Genomic DNA, 16,473 nt, shown 5'->3' with positions numbered 1-16,473 from the left:
ACCTATGATCCGCCGCTTCCTCGCACTCGCCGCCCTGGCGCTTGCCGCCGCTACGCCGGCCCAAGCCCAGCGCGTGAAGGACCTGGGCAATTTCCAGGGCATCCGCACCAACCAGCTCACGGGATACGGCGTCGTCGTCGGCCTGCCGGGCACGGGCGACGACAATCTGGAATATACCGTCCAGTCGATGAAGGGCGTCACGTCGCGCTTCGGGCTGCAGCTGCCGCAGGGCGTCGCGCCGGGGCTCAAGAACGCCGCGGTGGTGATGATCACTGCCGAGCTGCCCGCCTTCGCCAAGCCGGGCCAGAAGCTCGACATCACCGTATCGTCGATGGGCAAGGCCAAGTCGCTGCGCGGCGGCACGCTGATCCTGACGCCGCTCCAGGGCGCCGACGGCCAGATCTACGCGATGGCGCAGGGCAACCTCGCCGTGGGCGGACTTGGCGCCGAGGGTGCCGATGGCTCGAAGATCGTGGTGAACACCCCCTCCTCGGGTCGCATCCCGGAGGGCGCCACGGTCGAGCGCAGCGTCGATACCGGCTTCGACAAGTCGCCCTTCATCACCTTCAACCTCGCGCGTGCCGACTTCACCACGGCGCAGCGCGTGCAGGACGCGATCAACACCCGCTTCGGCCCGGGCCGCGCCCGCGCGATCGACGGCGTGTCGATCGCGATCCAGGCGCCCGAAGGCCTGGACGTACGCTCGGAGATGATGAGCGAAGTCGAGAACCTCCAGGTCGAGGCGGCCGAGGCGGCTGCCCGCGTCATCGTTAACGCGCGTACCGGCACGGTGGTGATCAACTCGGCCGTCCGGGTGAGCCCCGCCGCGGTAACACATGGTAAACTCACCGTTCGTATTGATGAAAATCAGCGCACGAGCCAGCCCGCGCCGTTCAGCAAGGGCGAGACCCGCACCGAGCAGCACAGCACGGTCGGCGTGGAGGAGGAGAAGCACCCGATGTTCCTGATGGCACCCGGGCCCAAGCTGTCCGACGTCGTCAAGGCGGTGAACGCGATCGGCGCGTCGCCGGCGGACCTCGTTGCGATCCTCGAGGCGCTCAAGGAAGCCGGCGCGCTCAAGGCCGAGCTGATCATCCTGTGAGCAACGCTATCGCCCCCATCGGCAGCCCGTCGGGCGGCGTATCGACCGATACGTCGCGCCTGGCGTCCAAGGAGAATCTCGACGCTGCCGGGCAGCGCTTCGAAGCGGTCTTCACGGGCATGATGCTGAAATCGATGCGCCAGGCGAAGCTGAGCGACGGGCTGTTCGACAGCAAGGGCGAGGACCAGTTCCGCGACATGCAGGACCAGCAGCTCGCCCAGAGCATGGCCGCGCACGCCCCGATCGGCATCGGCAAGGCGATGACCGCCTTCCTGGCCAAGAACCTCAAGACCGATGCCGGCGCCGAACCGGCCGCCGCGCCGGCTGCGCCTGATGGAGGCACCGTCAAATGACCGACCTGCTGTCGATCGGCGCCAGCGGCGCGCGGGCCTATCAGTCCGCGCTCGCCACCACGTCCGACAATATCGCCAATGCCGCGACCACGGGCTATTCGCGCCGCGTCGCCACCGTGCGCGAAGTCGTCGCGATCGGCGGCAATACCAGCGCGACGACGTCGGGCCTGGGCGCCAATGTGGGCGGCGTCGTCCGCTCGGCCGACCAGTTCCGCGCCGCCGAAGTGCGCAGCTCGAGCTCCGATCTCGCCCGCACCATGGCCGGCGCGACCTGGCTGGGACGGATCGATTCCGGCCTTACCCAGAACAAGCTGGGCGACCAGCTCACCGCCTTCTTCACGTCCGCCAAGGCCGTGGCGGCGGACCCGACAGCCCTGCCCGCGCGCGCCAACATGCTGGAGAACGCCTCGAGCGTCGCGGCGGCGTTCAGCGCGACCGGCAAGGCGCTCGACGGCGCGATGACCGATCTCAAGGCCTCGGCCGACACGGCGGTGACGCAGCTCAACAATCTTTCCGCCAGCCTCGCCAAGGTCAATGCCGGCCTTGCCCGCGCCACCGAAGGCACCGCCGGCCAGGCCGCCCTGCTCGACCAGCGCGACCAGATGCTCGAGCAGATGAGCGCGCTCACCGACGTGACCGTAAGCTTCGACACCTATGGCCGCGCCACCGTGCAGGCGGGCAACAACACCGGCCCCAAGCTGGTCGAAGGCGCGCAGGCGGCAATCGTCTCGGTGACGAGCAATGACGAGGGCGCCTTTTCCTTTGCGGCGAAGCAGGCCAGCGGCGCGGTGCAGGCGATGTCGCCGAACGGCGGTGCGCTGGCAGGCATCGCCGAGAGCGGCGCCCGTATCGGCGCGGCGCGCGACGAAATCGGCCAGATGGCCCAGGACTTTGCCGACGGCGTCAATGCGGTCCAGGCTGCCGGCAGCGATCTGCAGGGCAATGCCGGCCAGCCGATGTTCACCGTCGGCGACCCGCCCTATCAGCTGAGCATGGCGATGACCGATCCGCGCGGCATCGCTGCCGCCGCATCGGGCGGGGGCACACGCGACAACGCCAATCTCGCCGGGCTCGACGCGCTGCGCACCAGCGGCAATTTCGAACAGGGCGTGACCGACCTGACCGCGGCCAATGGCGCCGCGCTCGCCGGCCGCAACAGCATCGTCGATGCGCAGACCTCGATCCGCGACGCCGCGGTATCGGCGCGCGATTCGGTGAGCGGCGTCAATGTCGACGAGGAAGCGGTCGATCTGATGCGCTTCCAGCAGGCCTATCAGGCGTCGGCCCGGGTGATCCAGGTCGCGCGCGAGACGCTCCAGTCCATCCTCGATATCAGGTAAACGATCATGCGCATCTCCACTTCGCAGATGTATACCCGGCCGGTGTCGCTGATGACCCAGCTCACCGCCGAGGCCGACAAGACCCAGACCCAGATCGCCACGACCAAGCTGGGCGTGACTGCGGTTTCGGACGCGGCCGCCTATGTGAAGCTGCAGCAGATCCAGCGCGCGACCACGGGCGATGCGACCTACAAGTCGAACATCAACGTAGCACAGGGTGTGCTCTCCCAGGCCGACCAGACGCTGGACAGCGTCGAGACGCAGCTCCAGCGCGCGCTCGAACTGGCCACCCGCGCCGCCAACGACACGCTTTCGGACTCGGACCGCGCCGCGATCGGCGAGGAACTGGGCGCGATCCGCGACACGATCTACGGGCTGGCCAACACCAAGGACGATATTCGCGGCCAGCCGCTGTTCGGCGGCGCGACCGGCGACACCGCCTATGTGAAGAACGCCGACGGCTCGATCAGCTTCGCCGGCACCGGCGAGCCTTCGGGCATCCCGGTTGCAGACGGCGAGAGCATCCAGCCTTCGATCAGCGGCCAGCGCGTGTTCACTACCGCCGATGCCGACATGTTCGCGATCATCGGCAATCTGGCCGATGCGCTGAAATCGGGCACCGATGTGAAGGCCGCTGCGGGCACCGCGCTTACCGGCATCAACACGTCGCTCAACACAGTCGCGCTCGCCCGCGCTTCGGTGGGTGCACGCGGCGCGCGGCTCGACCTGAAATCCGAGCAGATGACCAACGTGGCCGAGACGCGCGAAGTGGCGCGATCGGGCATGGAGGATACCGATATTCCGACGGCGGTGGCCAATCTCCAGAAGACGCTGACCGTGCTTTCGGCGACCCAGTCGACCTTCACCAAGCTGACCAGCATGTCGCTGTTCAACTATCTCAAATAACGCGTCGAAAAATCGGGATTTTCCACCGCGCCGGTCGAAAAGCCGGGCGCCGTTAGACAGCGCACGGGCGAAATCCAAGCAAAAACCGCAAATTATTCGCGCCGGTAACGAATTAACCATGTTTTTCCGCTGAAGATCACGGCGAAACGGTCGTTAACCGTGATGACAATTCGGGGGTTTCGCGCACATGTTTCCGGCAATCGGCCTAGTCATCCTGCTAGCGATGGTCTTCGGTGGTTTCGCAATCACCGGCGGCGCGCTCGGCCCCGTGCTCGAAGCAATCCCGCACGAGATGCTCATCATCGGCGGTGCCGCCGCAGGCGCGCTCATCATCGGTAACTCGATGAAGGAGCTGAAGGCGCTCGGCGGCGGCCTGGGCAAGGTGCTCAAGGGGCCGAAGTACAAGAAGCAGGACTATCTCGACACGATCTTCCTGGTCTCCAAGCTGATGAAGATGCTGCGGACCGAAGGCCCGATCGCGCTCGAGCCGCATGTCGAGGACCCGAAGTCCTCCGCGATCTTCTCCGAATATCCGCGCCTGCTCGCCGATCACACGCTGATCAACCTGATCACCGATACGCTGCGCCTCGTCGTCGTCTCGTCGGGCACGCTCGACGTGCACGCAGTCGAAGAGGTGATGGATAATTCGATCAAGACCCACCACCACGAAGTGCAGGGCCCGCAGACGACGCTCCAGTCGCTGGGCGATGCGCTGCCGGCGCTCGGCATCGTCGCCGCGGTGCTCGGCGTGGTGAAGACGATGGGCTCGATCGACAAGCCGCCGAGCATCCTCGGCGCGATGATCGGCTCGGCGCTGGTCGGCACCTTCATGGGCGTGTTGCTGGCCTATGGCATCGTCGCACCGCTGGCCGGCCGCCTGCAGCAGGTGATCGACGCCGATTCGGCGATCTATCATGTGGTGAAGCAGATCATCATCGCCTCGCTCCACGGCCACCCGCAGCCGCTGGTGATCGAGGCCGCCCGCTCCAGCATCGCGCACGCCAACCAGCCGGGCTTCGGCGAAGTGTTCGACGGACTCCGGGGCCGCTAAGCGATGGCCGCGGCACGCGCACCTCATGGCGTAAACGCGCCGCCCAAGATCATCGTCAAGAAGATCTATATCGAAGGGCATGGCGGCCATCACGGCGGCGCCTGGAAAGTTGCCTATGCCGATTTCGTGACGGCGATGATGGCGTTCTTCCTGCTGCTGTGGATCCTCGGCGCCACCACCGAGAAGCAGCGCAAGGCACTGGCCGATTATTTCGCGCCGACATTGGTCGAGCTGAAGCAGAACAGCGCCGGCTCGAACGGGCTGTTCGGCGGCGAGGCGATCAACCAGCGCGACAATTATCCCGGCAAGGCATCGCAGACCGGCACCAAGTCGCTCACCGTTCCAGTGGGCGGCAGCGGCGGCAAGGATGTCGGCACCGGCGCCAAGGGCACGCTTAAGGACCAACGCGCGCTGACCCAGCAGGACCAGAAGAATTTCGACGACGCGGTGAAGCGGATCCGTCGGCGCATGCAGATGACGCCGTCGCTGTCGAAGCTCGCCAACCATATCCGCTTCGTGCCGACGCGCGACGGGATGCGGATCGACCTGCTCGACGACGCCAATTATTCGATGTTCAACCTGGGCACCACCGCGCTGGTACCCGAGGCGAGCGCGCTGGTCGGCACGATCGCGGACTCGATCAAGGGCATGGAAAACCCGATCATGATCCGCGGCCATACCGACAGCGTGCCCTATGGCGACCCGCTGGCGATGAACAACTGGATGCTCTCGAGCGGCCGCGCCGAAGCCACCCGCCGGCGCCTGCTTTCGGGCGATGTCACCGAGATGCGCTTCGAGCGGATCGAGGGCGTTGCCGACCGCGAGCCGCTGATCGTCGAGAACCCGACCGACCCGCGCAACCGCCGTGTCTCGATCACCCTGCTCTATCGCCGGATCATGGACCAGGACCAGCAGGGCCGCTTCCGCCCGGGCCTGCGCGCCAGCCGCGAAGCCGACGCGCCGCTCGCGACGCACTAAAACGGATCGCCATGCGGCCTGGCTGCTCCCCGGCGAAGGCCGGGTTCAGTTGCAAAGGTCTTCGAGAGGTTCGACTACCTCACCAACTGCGCCGAGACTGGGCCCAGGCCTTCGCCGGAGAACCAGAATGATCGATGGCTACTGGCTTAGAAGAACTGCTTGCGGAAGGTCAGCTTGACCGTGCGGCCGATCGGGTCGCGCAGATTGGGCGCATAGGCCGCCGGGGTCAGGCCATTGTCGTCGGTCACCCGCTGGCGCGCATCGAAGACATTGTCGACCCGCAGCTGAATTCGCGAGCCGCGGAACCAGGGATGCTTGAGCAGGAAATCGATGTCCTGGCCCGGGTTGAACTCCGCGAGGAGCCCGACCTTGGCGAGGCTGCCGAAATGGAGCTCGCTGCTGTTACCCGGCGTGCCCGTGGTCGTATCGGTACCGCTCGTCCAATTGCCGTTGAGCTGGAAGAGCAAAGCGTCGCGCTTGACGCCGGCGATCACGTCGACGCGGTGTGAGGCGATCGTCTGCGCGCTCGATCCGTCGAGCCGGTTGATCACGGGCAGGCCCGGGCGGATCATCACTTCGTCCTTGAGCACCCAGGTGTGATAGGCGCTGAAGATCAGGCGATTGCCACCGCCGCCGAAACCGCCCCGGCTGCTGCTGCGGCCACTGCCGCCCCCGAAGCTGCTGCGGCTGCGGCCGCTGCTCTGGCCACCGCCGGCATTACCGCCGGACTGCTGGCCCGGGCTGTCGGTCTGCGTGCGCGGCTGGCCCTGATCCTGGCTGCCCTGCGCCTGCGAAGTACTCTGCGACGAGCCCTGCTGGCCTTCGCCGCGCTGGCTGCCCTCCGGCCGACGGCCACCGCCATATTGGCTGCTCAGCGACCCGCCGAACAGGCTCGACTGCTGGCCGAGCTTGCGGAACTGGTCGAACATCGCAGTCATTTCCGCAGGCATCGGCTGACCGGTGCGGCGCGATTCCTCGCGCGCCTTCATGAACGCCTCGCGGCGCTCGCGCATCCGCGTCGCCTGGGGCGAGGCGATCGGCAGGAACAGGTTGAAGCCCCAGCGCAGCTCCTGATGCTCGGTGCGGTCGTAATTGACCGGGCGATAGTCGACGCTGAGCAGCTCGCCCGCACCGTTGCGCACGAAACGATCGGGGAAGGCCGCCTCGACTTCGGCCGAGGCGCCGGGGAAGCTCTGCACCGCGTTACGGAAGCGCGTGCTGGTATAGTTCACGACGATGCCGAGATTGGTCTTGTCGAGCGGGCGGATGTTGAGCCCGGCGCGAAACACCTTGCGGCTGTCAGCCGTCAGCGTGGGATTGCCGCCGGTGATCTGGGTGATGTCGACGCTCTCGTTGCGCACATAGTCGAACACGCGGACGTTCGGCGTGACCACGGTGGGATTGCCGAGCTGGCCGGGCGACGGCGCGTTGCTGTCGTCGATGAAGCTGACGATCGCCTGGACCTGGGTGATCGGCGACCAGTTGAAGCCATAGCCGGTGGTGGTCAGCCGGCCGAAGTCCGAGAGCTGCTCGACTTCGAAATTGGCATTGACCGACAAGTCGCCGATCGCGTCGAGAAAGGCGCGGCGGCGGCTGGTCAGCGGGATGCTGATATTGCCGCGCACGCTGCCGGTGTCGCGCGAGACGGCGCCCGCAGTGACGACGCCGAGGCGCGAGGAGGTGCTCGACAGATCGTTGGTCCGCCCCGCGACGCGCAGGCTGGTGGTGATGTCGCCCGCCGGCAGCTTGAGCAGCGAACCGTTGGTGAGGAACTCGATATTGCCGACCTTGGTGGTCGATTCGTTCCAGCTGTCGGGCCGGTTGCCGAGCAGCTCGACGGGAACCGGGCCGAACGGATTAAAATTGGGGTCGCGCGCGTCGAGCCGCGCCTGGATCTGGGCGGGATCGAAGCTGACCGTGGTGGTCTGATCGCTGCCGGTCTGCTGGTAGTTGGCGTTGACCGACCAGCGCCAGCTCTTGATCCACGGGGCGCTGTCGCCGTTGACCGTCAACTCGCCGCGCAGCGACTGGCTGCCATTGCCGCGCGAGAGCGGATTGAGATTGTCGTAATAGCGCAGCAGCTGCACGTCGCGGCTGAACGGCGACCAGGGATTGCCCGCGGGCAGGGTCAGCGTCGCGCTCGGCAGGCCGAGCAGCGATTCGCTCTCGGTCACGTCGAGGTTGATCGTGGCGGTTGCGGAGACGTTGGACGACAGCGCACGGTTGTAGATGCCGCTCACCGTCAGGTTTTTCGCCGGATTCACCAGGGTGCGATAGGGCGAGAGATCGGTGACGTTGGGATCATTGGCATTGGCGGCATAGGCGCCGAGCCCCTGCGGGCCGCCCGTGGCGCCCACCGGCACGCCCGCGATGGTCACCGGCGTACCCGCCAGCGCGCTGAGCGCGGGGTCGATCTCGTAGCGCTGGCCGGTGATCGGATCGATCACACGGTGCTGGCCGGTGACCGGATCGATCGGGCCGAGGCCGCCGATATTGCCGACGGTATCGAACAGCGAGCTGCTCGCGCGCGTCACGCCGCGCTCGCTTTCGAGGATGCCCGAATTCTGGTTGTACTTCACATCCAGCGTCACTCGCCCGTTGCGGTTGAGCTTGAGGATGTTGACGTTGCCGCTCCCGGTGAAATTGCCGCCGGCGGTGGGCATCTGCCCCTCGAGCACGGTGGTGACCGCCTGGAAGCGGGTGCGCAGGACGAAATTGATCACCTTCTGCGTGGCCGAATAGCCATATTGCAGCGCGACTTCCTCGGGCAGGATGTCGATCCGGTCGATCGCCTCGGTCGGCAGGTCGCGCACTTCGTTCATGCTCGAGCGGCGCCCGCTGATCAGGATCACCGGCTGCTCGTCACCGCGGCCCGAGCTGCTGCCGAGCTGCGCCTGGAGCGCCGTGATCAGCTCGGAAACATTCGAAGCGCCATAGGCGCGGATATCCGCCGGGTTGAGCTGCACCTCGGGCTTCACATCGGTCTTCACCGCGCCGGGCAGCACGCCGTTGACGACAATCGCGCCTTCGTCGCCCAGCTCGTCGCTGCCGGTATCCTGCGGGACGGCAGGTGCCGAATGGGTCGAGGGCGGCGTGGGCGTGGAAGTGGTCTGCTGCGTCTGGGCCAGCGCTGCTCCCGGCATCGCACCGACGAGCAAACCGGCAACCGCACAGCCCAGCATCAACTTCGAACGCATCGAATTCCCCACTCTTTCGCAAACCCCGCGGCGCACCTGACACCGCTCGCATGAACGATGGGTGGCTAACCGCGACATGTCGCAGAAATGTGCCGGGGTCCCGAAAAAATTGCGGCACCGCGGCGAGATCGCCGGGTGCCTGCATTTTTCAGTGGTGCGGTCGAGAAGACTCGAACTTCCACGGCCTTTCGGCCACAACGACCTCAACGTTGCGCGTCTACCAGTTCCGCCACGACCGCACGTGAAATCCGTCAGTTGGGATACCGACGGCTGGTAAGGCAGCGGCCCCTAGCAACGCGTTTCAGGCAATGCAAGCCAATACGCCGCGCTTTCCACAACAGGCCGAAATCGGTAGGCCCGCCGTCCCATGTGGCCATCCCCCGCCCTTTCCGCCGAGACGCGGCGAATCCTGGCCCTGGCCTGGCCGGTGATGCTGACCAGCCTCAACTGGACGATCCTCCATGTCACCGACGTCGTGGTGGTCGGGCTCACCGGGACCGAACAGGTCGCGGCACTGGGTGCGAGCCGGGCGCTGACCTTTCCGGGAATCGTGATGGGGTTGGGGGCGCTGACCGGCGTGCTCGTCCATGTCTCGCGCGCCGATGGCGCCAGGGACCTGCCGGAAACCGGCCGCGTGCTGCACCAGGGCGTGCTGCTTGCAATCGCGCTGGGCCTAGTCAGCGCATTGCTGCTCTTCGCATTCGCCGAGCCGATGCTGCTCGGCATCGGCGTGGCGCGCGAGGTCGCACCGCTCGCCGCCGATGTCGTCAAGGTAATGGCGCTCGCCTATCCCTTCCAGCTGCTGATCGTCACCGGCAGCTTCTTCCTCGAGGGCGTGAGCCGGCCGCAACGGGTGACGGTGGTCAACCTCGCCATATTGCCGATCAACGCCGTCCTCGCCTGGGCGCTGTCGGGCGGGCATCTCGGTCTGCCCGAAATGGGCGCGACCGGCGCGGCACTGGCTACCGCGATTGCCTCCGCACTGGGTGCCGCCGGCATGATCGGCGCGGCCTGGACCTTGCCCCGGGCAAAGCAGCGCGGCGTGCACGACCTCGCCGACATCTTCAGCCGCGAATCGCTCAGGGGCGCGCTGGGGCTCGCCAGGTTCGGGCTGGTGCCCGCCATTGCCTCGGGGCTCGAGCTGGTCGGCTTCTCGATCCTGATCGCATTGTCGACCGAGCTGGGCGACGTGACGACCCATGCCTTCCAGATCGTCTTCTCGATCCACAATGTCACCTTCTCGGTGGCGCTGGGGCTCGGATCGGCGGCGGGCGTGCGCGTCGGCAATGCCGTGGGCGAAGGCGTGCCCCAGGCAGCCGCGCGGCGCACCGTCATCGCTGCCGCGCTTGCCGCGCTGATGACCGGCGGGCTCGCGATCCTGCTGATCCTCGCCCCCTGGCCCTTTGTCGCGCTGTTTCCGTCCGTACCCGCGGTCCATACGCTCGCGCTGGCGATGCTGCCGGTCTGGGCGCCGTTCATCCTGTTCGACGGGATGCAGGTGGTGTTCGTCTATGCGCTGCGCTCGCTCGGCGACCAGGTCGTGGCGGGGTTCAACTCGGTGATTGCCTTCTTCATCGTCACCGGCGGCGCGGGACTGGCGCTTGTCCATCTCGCCGGATGGGGCGCCTATGGCCTCGTAATGGCATCGGGCAGCGGGATGGTGGTCGCCGCGACGCTCCATGGCGCGCGGCTATGGGTGGTCAGCCGAAGATTGCGCTAGCGGCGGTCAGCCGCCGATTTCAGTCGCGAAGGTCAGCCGCGCCGAACGCGCACTGCGCGGCGGATCGAGCTGCGCCGAATTGAACTCGATCGTCTGCTTGGGGCCGAGCTCGCGGACCTGCGGCGTGACCCGCCAGCTATAGACCAGCCGATCCTGCTCGTCCTTCAGCTCGATGCGGATGTCGGGCACATGCTGCTTGTCGGCCGTCGGGTTGGCGACCTTGCCCGAGATGATGAACAGCTCGCTGCCATTGGTCTGCGGCTTCAGTTCGACATTCTTGTCGGTGAACAGCAGCGGCGTATCGACTTCGGCGCCGAGGCCCAGGCCGAGCTGCGCGGCAAGGCCGGGCGCGCCCGAATAGAGAATCGCGCCGGTACCGAGCAACATCGAGAAGCCGGCGACGAACGCCGCGGCAGTCCAGCGCCGGGCCGGATTCCGTCGCGGCTTGAACGGCGGCTGGGTCGCAAAGGGATCGTAGTCCGGCGAAGGACCCGCCCCGGCCGCTGCGGCTGCGGTGATCGAGGCATCGTCGAACACGCGCGGCCTGGGCGCCTCCGCCTCGCGCCGGTGCGGAGCGGTGACCGGGCCGTCGCTCACCGAGGCACGCGTCGTCAGGTCGAGCGCGGCAACGGGAGCCTGGAACCAGCTATGCTTGCAGCTCGCGCAGCGCACCGTGCGCCCATCGGCGCCGATGGCGCTGTCGGGCACCAGATAGCGTGTACGGCACTGGCTGCATTCGAGGATCATTACGCGTCTCACGCCACCAGGCGCCCTGTCGCCCGATTGTCACGATTCTAGACCCATCGATTCGCGCGAACAAGAGTCCCCATCGCCTGTATCCCCAGCTTCTTCGGCAATGGTGTCGATCGGGACACAGCGGCAAGCACCGTGCTTGAGCCCGTCAAATCCCTGTGCGATGGCTGGCACAGGGGAAGCGCCGGGAGCCAGATGGCCAGCATCGTTCAATTCGAGAATGTCGGCCTGCGCTATGGTTCGGGCGACGAGACTCTCTCGGATGTCAGCTTCTCGCTGAACACCGGCAGCTTCTATTTCCTCACCGGCCCCTCGGGCGCAGGCAAGACGTCACTCCTCAAGCTGCTCTACCTTGCCCAGCGGCCGAGCCGCGGCACGGTGCGGCTGTTCGGCGAGGATGCGGGCGCCCTGCCCCGCGCCCGCCTGCCCGGCTTCCGCCGCCGCATCGGCGTGGTCTTCCAGGACTTCCGGCTGGTCCCGCATCTTTCCGCCTATGACAATATCGCCCTGCCCCTGCGCGTCGCCGGCGTGTCGGAGAGCGATATCGAGGCGCCGGTGCGCGAGATGCTCGCCTGGGTCGGGCTCACCGATCGCGGCCGCGCCAAGCCGCCGACGCTTTCGGGCGGCGAGCAGCAGCGCATCGCGATCGCCCGTGCGGTGATCGCCCGGCCCGAACTGCTCGTCGCCGACGAACCCACCGGCAATGTCGATCCCGACATGGCCGAGCGGCTGCTCCATCTGTTCGACAGCCTCAATCGCCTCGGCACCACCGTGGTGGTGGCGACGCACGACTTCCATCTGCTCAACCGCATCCCCAACGCGCACATGATGCGGCTCGAGAAGGGCCGGCTCAACGATCCCACCGGCGCGCTGCGCAACCCGCCGCGAGGCGCGCAGTGAAGCTGAGCCTCAACCCCAATGCACCCGACCGGCGCCTGCTCGACGAGAGCCGGCGGACACGCGCCATGACCTGGATCATGGCGATCATGCTGTTCCTCACCGTGCTCGCCGGCGCGCTGGGCCTCGGCATGTTCGCCGCGACCGCGCAACTCGACCGCCAGCTCGCCGGACGGCTGACCATCCAGATCGTTGAACCCAATGCCACGGTACGTGACGGCGAGGCGCGGGATATCCGCATCGCCGTCTCCAAGCTGCCCGGGGTAGTGCGCGCGCAGGAAGTCGACCGCCAGCGGCTGGCCGAACTGCTCAAGCCCTGGCTGGGCGATACCGGGCTCGATCCCGACCTGCCGATGCCCGCGATGATCGACGTCGAGACGCGCGGAGGGAATACCAGCGCGGTCGAGCGGGCCGCGCGCGAGATCGTGCCCGGCGCGCGGATCGACCGGCATGCGCAGTGGCTGTCGCCGGTGCGCAGCTTCATGACCACGATGAGCTGGCTCGCGGTGGGGCTGATGCTGCTGATCGCCACCGCGACCGCCGCCGTGGTGCTGCTCGCCGCGCGTTCGGGGCTGGACACGCACCGCGACACCATCGATGTGCTCCACATGCTCGGCTCCACCGATGTCCAGATTGCCCGCCTGTTCCAGCGGCGGATCGCGTTCGACACGCTGCTAGGCGGCCTGCTTGGCACCGGGGCCGCGCTGGGGCTCGTATGGTTCCTGCAATCCCGCATGGCGCTGGTCGGCTCGGAGATGCTGAGCGGCGTGGCGCTGCAGCAGCGCGACTGGTTCCTGCTCCTGCTGCTGCCGCTTGGCTTCGCGCTGCTCGCCACCTTTGCGGCGCGCAACACCGTGCTGCGCGCGCTCGGCCGTACGCTGTGATCCTGCGCCTGATTGCCTTGGTGGTGATCGCCTGGCTGCTGGGCTTCGCCGCGTTCATGCTGTCGCTCGGCAAGCCGCTCGAGGGTCGCAAGACCGATGCGATCGTGGTGCTGACCGGCGGCCCGAAGCGGATCGACCGCGGGCTCGAAGTGCTGCGCGCCGGCGACGCCCAGCGCATGCTGGTCAGCGGCGTCGACCCGGACGTGCGCCCCGGCGAGTTTGCAGCGGAATACAAGATCGACCGCAAGCTGATGCGCTGCTGCGTCGATCTTGGCTGGCAGGCGGTCGATACGCGTTCCAACGCCGAGGAGACGGCGGAGTGGGTACGGGAGCACAAGTATAAGACGGTGCGCCTGGTGACCTCCGACTGGCACATGCCCCGCGCCCGGATGGAGTTGGCGCACACGCTGAACGGCGTCGAAGTGGTCGGTGACCCGGTGCGCAGCCAGCCCGGCTTCGCGATGCTGTTCCGCGAATATCACAAATATCTGGTGCGGCGAATCGCACTGCTGCTCGGCGCGAACTGATGAACCTGCTGCGTACGATCCTCTTCACGATCGTCTTCTATGGCCTGTCGGTGGTGCTGGTAGCGCTTGTCCCGCTGGTCGCGCTGCTTGGCGGCGATTCGCTCCGGACTTATGCGATGGCCTGGGTGGGGACGATGACCTGGCTGGCGCGCTGGATCATGGGGATCCGCGTGCGGATCGAGGGCGAGATTCCCAAGGGGCCGGTGCTGTTCGCCGGCAAGCATGAAGCGATCTTCGAAGCGATGGAGTTGAGCCGGCTGCTCGGCTCGCCCGCCACGGTGATGAAGCGCGAGCTGGCGCGGATCCCGCTCTGGGGCTGGGCCGCCAGGCGCTATGGCGTCATCATCGCCGACCGTACGGCCAATGCCGCGGCGCTGCGTTCGATGATGAAGGACGCGAAGGCGGCGCTGGCCGAGGGCCGATCGGTGCTGATCTTCCCCGAGGGAACGCGGGTGAAGCCCGGCGAAGCGCCGGAGCTGCGCTCGGGCTTTGCCGGGCTCTACCGCATGCTCAACCTGCCGGTGGTGCCGATCGCCGTGAGGAGCGGCCATGTCTGGCCCAAGCACGGGATCAAGAAGCGGGGTGTAATCACCTTCCGCTTCCTCGAGCCGATCCCGCCCGGCCTGCCCCGCGCCGAAATCGAGGCCCGGGTCCATGCGGGAATCAATGACCTGAACGCCTAGTCGTGCGAGCGCCCGAAATCGGGCGCGGCGTCGTCCTGGCCCTGCTCGATGATCGAGCGGCGGATCGTGCGGGTGCGGCTGAACAGTTCGAACAGCTCGTCGCCCTTGCCCCAGCGGATCGCGCGCTGGAGCGCGGTGAGATCCTCGGAGAAGCGCTGGAGCATGTCGAGCACCGCTTCCTTGTTCGCCAGGAACACGTCGCGCCACATCGTCGGGTCCGACGCGGCGATGCGCGTGAAGTCGCGAAAGCCGCCGGCCGAATATTTGATGACTTCGGACTGAGTGACTTCCTCCATGTCCGATGCGGTGCCGACAATCGTATAGGCGATCAGATGCGGCAAATGGCTGGTAACGGCGAGGACGCGGTCGTGGTGATCGGGGGCCATCGTCTCGACTTCGGCGCCCAGGCGGCGCCAGAATTCGAGGACGCGCTCGACGGCGAACGGGGCAGTGCCCTCCACCGGCGTGACGATGCACCAGCGGCCGTGGAACAGCGTCGCAAAGCCCGCCTCGGGTCCGCTATTCTCGGTGCCCGCAACCGGGTGAGCGGGGACGAAGACGGCGTCGGGCAACGCTGCGTGCACCGCCTCGACCACGCTCGCCTTGCACGAACCCACATCGCTGACGATCGCGTCGGCAGGCAGATCCGCGGCGATATCCGCCGCCACCGCGCCCATCGCGCCGACGGGGACGCAAAGGATGACGAAGTCGGCATCGATCACCGCGGTGCCGGCGGTGTCCGCGATATCGTCGCACAACTGGATGCGCACGGCAGTCTCGCGCACGGTCGGATCGGCGTCATAGCCGGTCACCCGCACGGTCGGCATGTGCTGCTGCACCGCGCGCGCGATCGATGAGCCGATCAGGCCCAGCCCGATGACGGTGACGCGCGCGAAGGGCAGCATCAGTCCTCGCCCGCCATCTTGCGGAGCGACGCCATCACGCCGCGCGTCTCTTCCTCGGTGCCGATGGTGATGCGCAGGCCGTGCGGCAGCCCTTGGCCGGGCAGCCAGCGGACGATATAGCCGGCGTCCATCAGGCCCTTGTATGCCGCCTCGGCGGTGAGCTGGCCCTCGAACAGCACCAGCACGAAATTCGCCTGGCTCGGCACGGCGCGCAGGCCCTTGTTGCCCAGCTTGGCGATCTCGTCGGCAAACCAGCGGCGCCACTTGGCGTTGTGCGCCTTGGTGTGTGCGACGAAGTCCTCATCGCCCAGCGCCGCGACGGCCGCCGCAGTGCCCGCGATGGTGATCGAGAAAGGCAGGCGGATGCGGTGCATCGCCTCGATGATCGGCGCCGAGGCATAGCCCCAGCCGATCCGCTCGGCGGCGAGGCCGTACATCTTGGAGAAGGTGCGCGTCACCAGCACGTTCGGCGCGGTACGGGCCAGCTCCATGCCGCCGTCATCGTCGTCGCCTTCAATATACTCGGCATAGGCGTGGTCGAGGACGAGCAGGATATCGCTGCGGAGTCCGGCGTGGAGGCGCAAGATCTCCGCGCGCGGCGCATAGGTGCCGGTCGGATTGTTGGGGTTGGCGACGAAGACGATCTTGGTCTTGTCGGTCACCGAGGCAAGAATCGCATCGACGTCGGTCGCGTAATCCTTATCGGGCGCGACCACCGGGATCGCGCCGACGCGCCGGGTGGCGATCGGGTACACGGTGAAGCCGTAATGGACGTAGATGATCTCGTCGCCCGGACCGGCGAACGCGCCGGCGGCGAGGTGGAGGACCTCGTCCGAGCCGTTGCCATAGATGATCCGCGCAGGATCGAGGCCGTATTTGGCGGCGATCGTGTCGCGCAGCTCGACGGCGCTGGCGTCCGGATAGCGCTCAAGGCTGGTCGCGGCGGTCAAAAATGCCTCGCGGGCCTTGGGCGAAGTGCCGAGCGGATTCTCGTTGGACGAGAGCTTGGTCACCTTGCGGCCGTCATCGGTAGTGGAGCGCCCCGGCACATAGGGGGCGATTTCCATGATCCAGGGCTTGGGAATAGGTGCGGTCATGGCCGCGCGGCTTGGCGGAATGGTTACCGGATGGCAAGGGTCAGCCACTAGGGCTTCATGGTTAAGCGAAGGCCGAGGAG

General features: G+C 67.1%; 15 protein-coding genes and 1 tRNA gene. 11 read left to right on the top strand and 5 right to left on the bottom strand.

The features are described 5' to 3' along the window. The first annotated feature begins 4 nt into the window (after positions 1–4). The 6 genes from HZY97_RS13215 to HZY97_RS13190 all read left to right on the top strand — a co-directional run bounded on the left by HZY97_RS13215 (position 5) and on the right by HZY97_RS13190 (position 5,730). On the top strand, positions 5–1,102 hold the full coding sequence (locus tag HZY97_RS13215; protein ID WP_180144288.1) for a flagellar basal body P-ring protein FlgI: 1,098 nt from the start codon (positions 5–7) through the stop codon (positions 1,100–1,102). Next, a complete protein-coding gene (locus HZY97_RS13210) occupies positions 1,099–1,455 on the top strand; it encodes a rod-binding protein (protein WP_180144286.1) in 357 nt (118 codons plus the stop codon). The genes HZY97_RS13215 and HZY97_RS13210 overlap by 4 nt, the downstream gene beginning before the upstream one ends. Next, complete coding sequence (flgK, locus tag HZY97_RS13205; RefSeq protein WP_180144284.1) at positions 1,452–2,795, top strand: flagellar hook-associated protein FlgK; 1,344 nt, start codon at positions 1,452–1,454, stop codon at positions 2,793–2,795. The genes HZY97_RS13210 and flgK overlap by 4 nt, the downstream gene beginning before the upstream one ends. A gap of 6 nt (positions 2,796–2,801) precedes the next feature. Continuing rightward, a complete protein-coding gene (locus HZY97_RS13200) occupies positions 2,802–3,701 on the top strand; it encodes a flagellin (protein ID WP_180144282.1) in 900 nt (299 codons plus the stop codon). 187 nt (positions 3,702–3,888) lie between these two features. Next, positions 3,889–4,752, top strand: a complete 864-nt coding sequence (gene motA / locus HZY97_RS13195; protein WP_180144280.1) for a flagellar motor stator protein MotA — start codon at positions 3,889–3,891, stop codon at positions 4,750–4,752. 3 nt (positions 4,753–4,755) lie between these two features. Next, the gene (locus tag HZY97_RS13190) at positions 4,756–5,730 is read left to right on the top strand and encodes a flagellar motor protein MotB (RefSeq protein WP_180144278.1); all 975 of its coding nucleotides are present in this window, start codon (positions 4,756–4,758) and stop codon (positions 5,728–5,730) included. A gap of 146 nt (positions 5,731–5,876) precedes the next feature. Here the strand turns inward: HZY97_RS13190 and HZY97_RS13185 are convergent, their stop codons facing one another. Beyond that, complete coding sequence (locus tag HZY97_RS13185) at positions 5,877–8,927, bottom strand: TonB-dependent receptor (protein WP_180144275.1); 3,051 nt, start codon at positions 8,925–8,927, stop codon at positions 5,877–5,879. 152 nt (positions 8,928–9,079) lie between these two features. Further along, positions 9,080–9,166: transfer RNA gene (locus tag HZY97_RS13180), tRNA-Leu, on the bottom strand. 128 nt (positions 9,167–9,294) lie between these two features. Between HZY97_RS13180 and HZY97_RS13175 the strand changes: the two genes are divergently transcribed. Further along, positions 9,295–10,647, top strand: coding sequence for an MATE family efflux transporter (locus HZY97_RS13175; protein WP_257215035.1), 1,353 nt, complete (start codon positions 9,295–9,297; stop codon positions 10,645–10,647). Between the two features lie 6 nt (positions 10,648–10,653). Here HZY97_RS13175 and HZY97_RS13170 read toward each other — a convergent pair whose 3' ends face one another. Next, positions 10,654–11,394: an MJ0042-type zinc finger domain-containing protein gene (locus tag HZY97_RS13170; RefSeq protein WP_180144272.1), complete on the bottom strand. Its 741-nt coding sequence runs from the start codon at positions 11,392–11,394 to the stop codon at positions 10,654–10,656. A gap of 201 nt (positions 11,395–11,595) precedes the next feature. Between HZY97_RS13170 and ftsE the strand changes: the two genes are divergently transcribed. From ftsE to HZY97_RS13150, 4 genes are read left to right on the top strand one after another with little or no spacing between them, the layout of a single operon-like run. Continuing rightward, a complete protein-coding gene (gene ftsE, locus HZY97_RS13165) occupies positions 11,596–12,300 on the top strand; it encodes a cell division ATP-binding protein FtsE (RefSeq protein WP_180144269.1) in 705 nt (234 codons plus the stop codon). Continuing rightward, positions 12,297–13,181, top strand: a complete 885-nt coding sequence (locus tag HZY97_RS13160; RefSeq protein WP_180144267.1) for an FtsX-like permease family protein — start codon at positions 12,297–12,299, stop codon at positions 13,179–13,181. The genes ftsE and HZY97_RS13160 overlap by 4 nt, the downstream gene beginning before the upstream one ends. Further along, entirely contained in the window at positions 13,178–13,708 is a 531-nt protein-coding gene (locus tag HZY97_RS13155) for a YdcF family protein (RefSeq protein WP_180144265.1), read from the top strand. The genes HZY97_RS13160 and HZY97_RS13155 overlap by 4 nt, the downstream gene beginning before the upstream one ends. Beyond that, a complete protein-coding gene (locus HZY97_RS13150) occupies positions 13,708–14,391 on the top strand; it encodes a 1-acyl-sn-glycerol-3-phosphate acyltransferase (RefSeq protein ID WP_180144262.1) in 684 nt (227 codons plus the stop codon). Before HZY97_RS13155 ends, HZY97_RS13150 begins: the two co-directional genes overlap by 1 nt. Here the strand turns inward: HZY97_RS13150 and HZY97_RS13145 are convergent. Beyond that, positions 14,388–15,296 carry a prephenate/arogenate dehydrogenase family protein gene (locus HZY97_RS13145; RefSeq protein ID WP_180144259.1) on the bottom strand — a complete coding sequence of 303 codons (909 nt, stop codon included), beginning with the start codon at positions 15,294–15,296 and terminating at the stop codon, positions 14,388–14,390. The two genes, HZY97_RS13150 and HZY97_RS13145, sit on opposite strands and share 4 nt — an antisense overlap. Beyond that, on the bottom strand, positions 15,296–16,393 hold the full coding sequence (hisC, locus tag HZY97_RS13140) for a histidinol-phosphate transaminase (RefSeq protein ID WP_180144256.1): 1,098 nt from the start codon (positions 16,391–16,393) through the stop codon (positions 15,296–15,298). The genes HZY97_RS13145 and hisC overlap by 1 nt, the downstream gene beginning before the upstream one ends. Positions 16,394–16,473: the final 80 nt, after the last annotated feature.

It is taken from the genome of Sphingomonas sp. R-74633 (genome assembly GCF_013416555.1).
Lineage (GTDB): Bacteria > Pseudomonadota > Alphaproteobacteria > Sphingomonadales > Sphingomonadaceae > Sphingomonas.
This window is presented reverse-complemented; position numbering and strand designations above follow the sequence as displayed.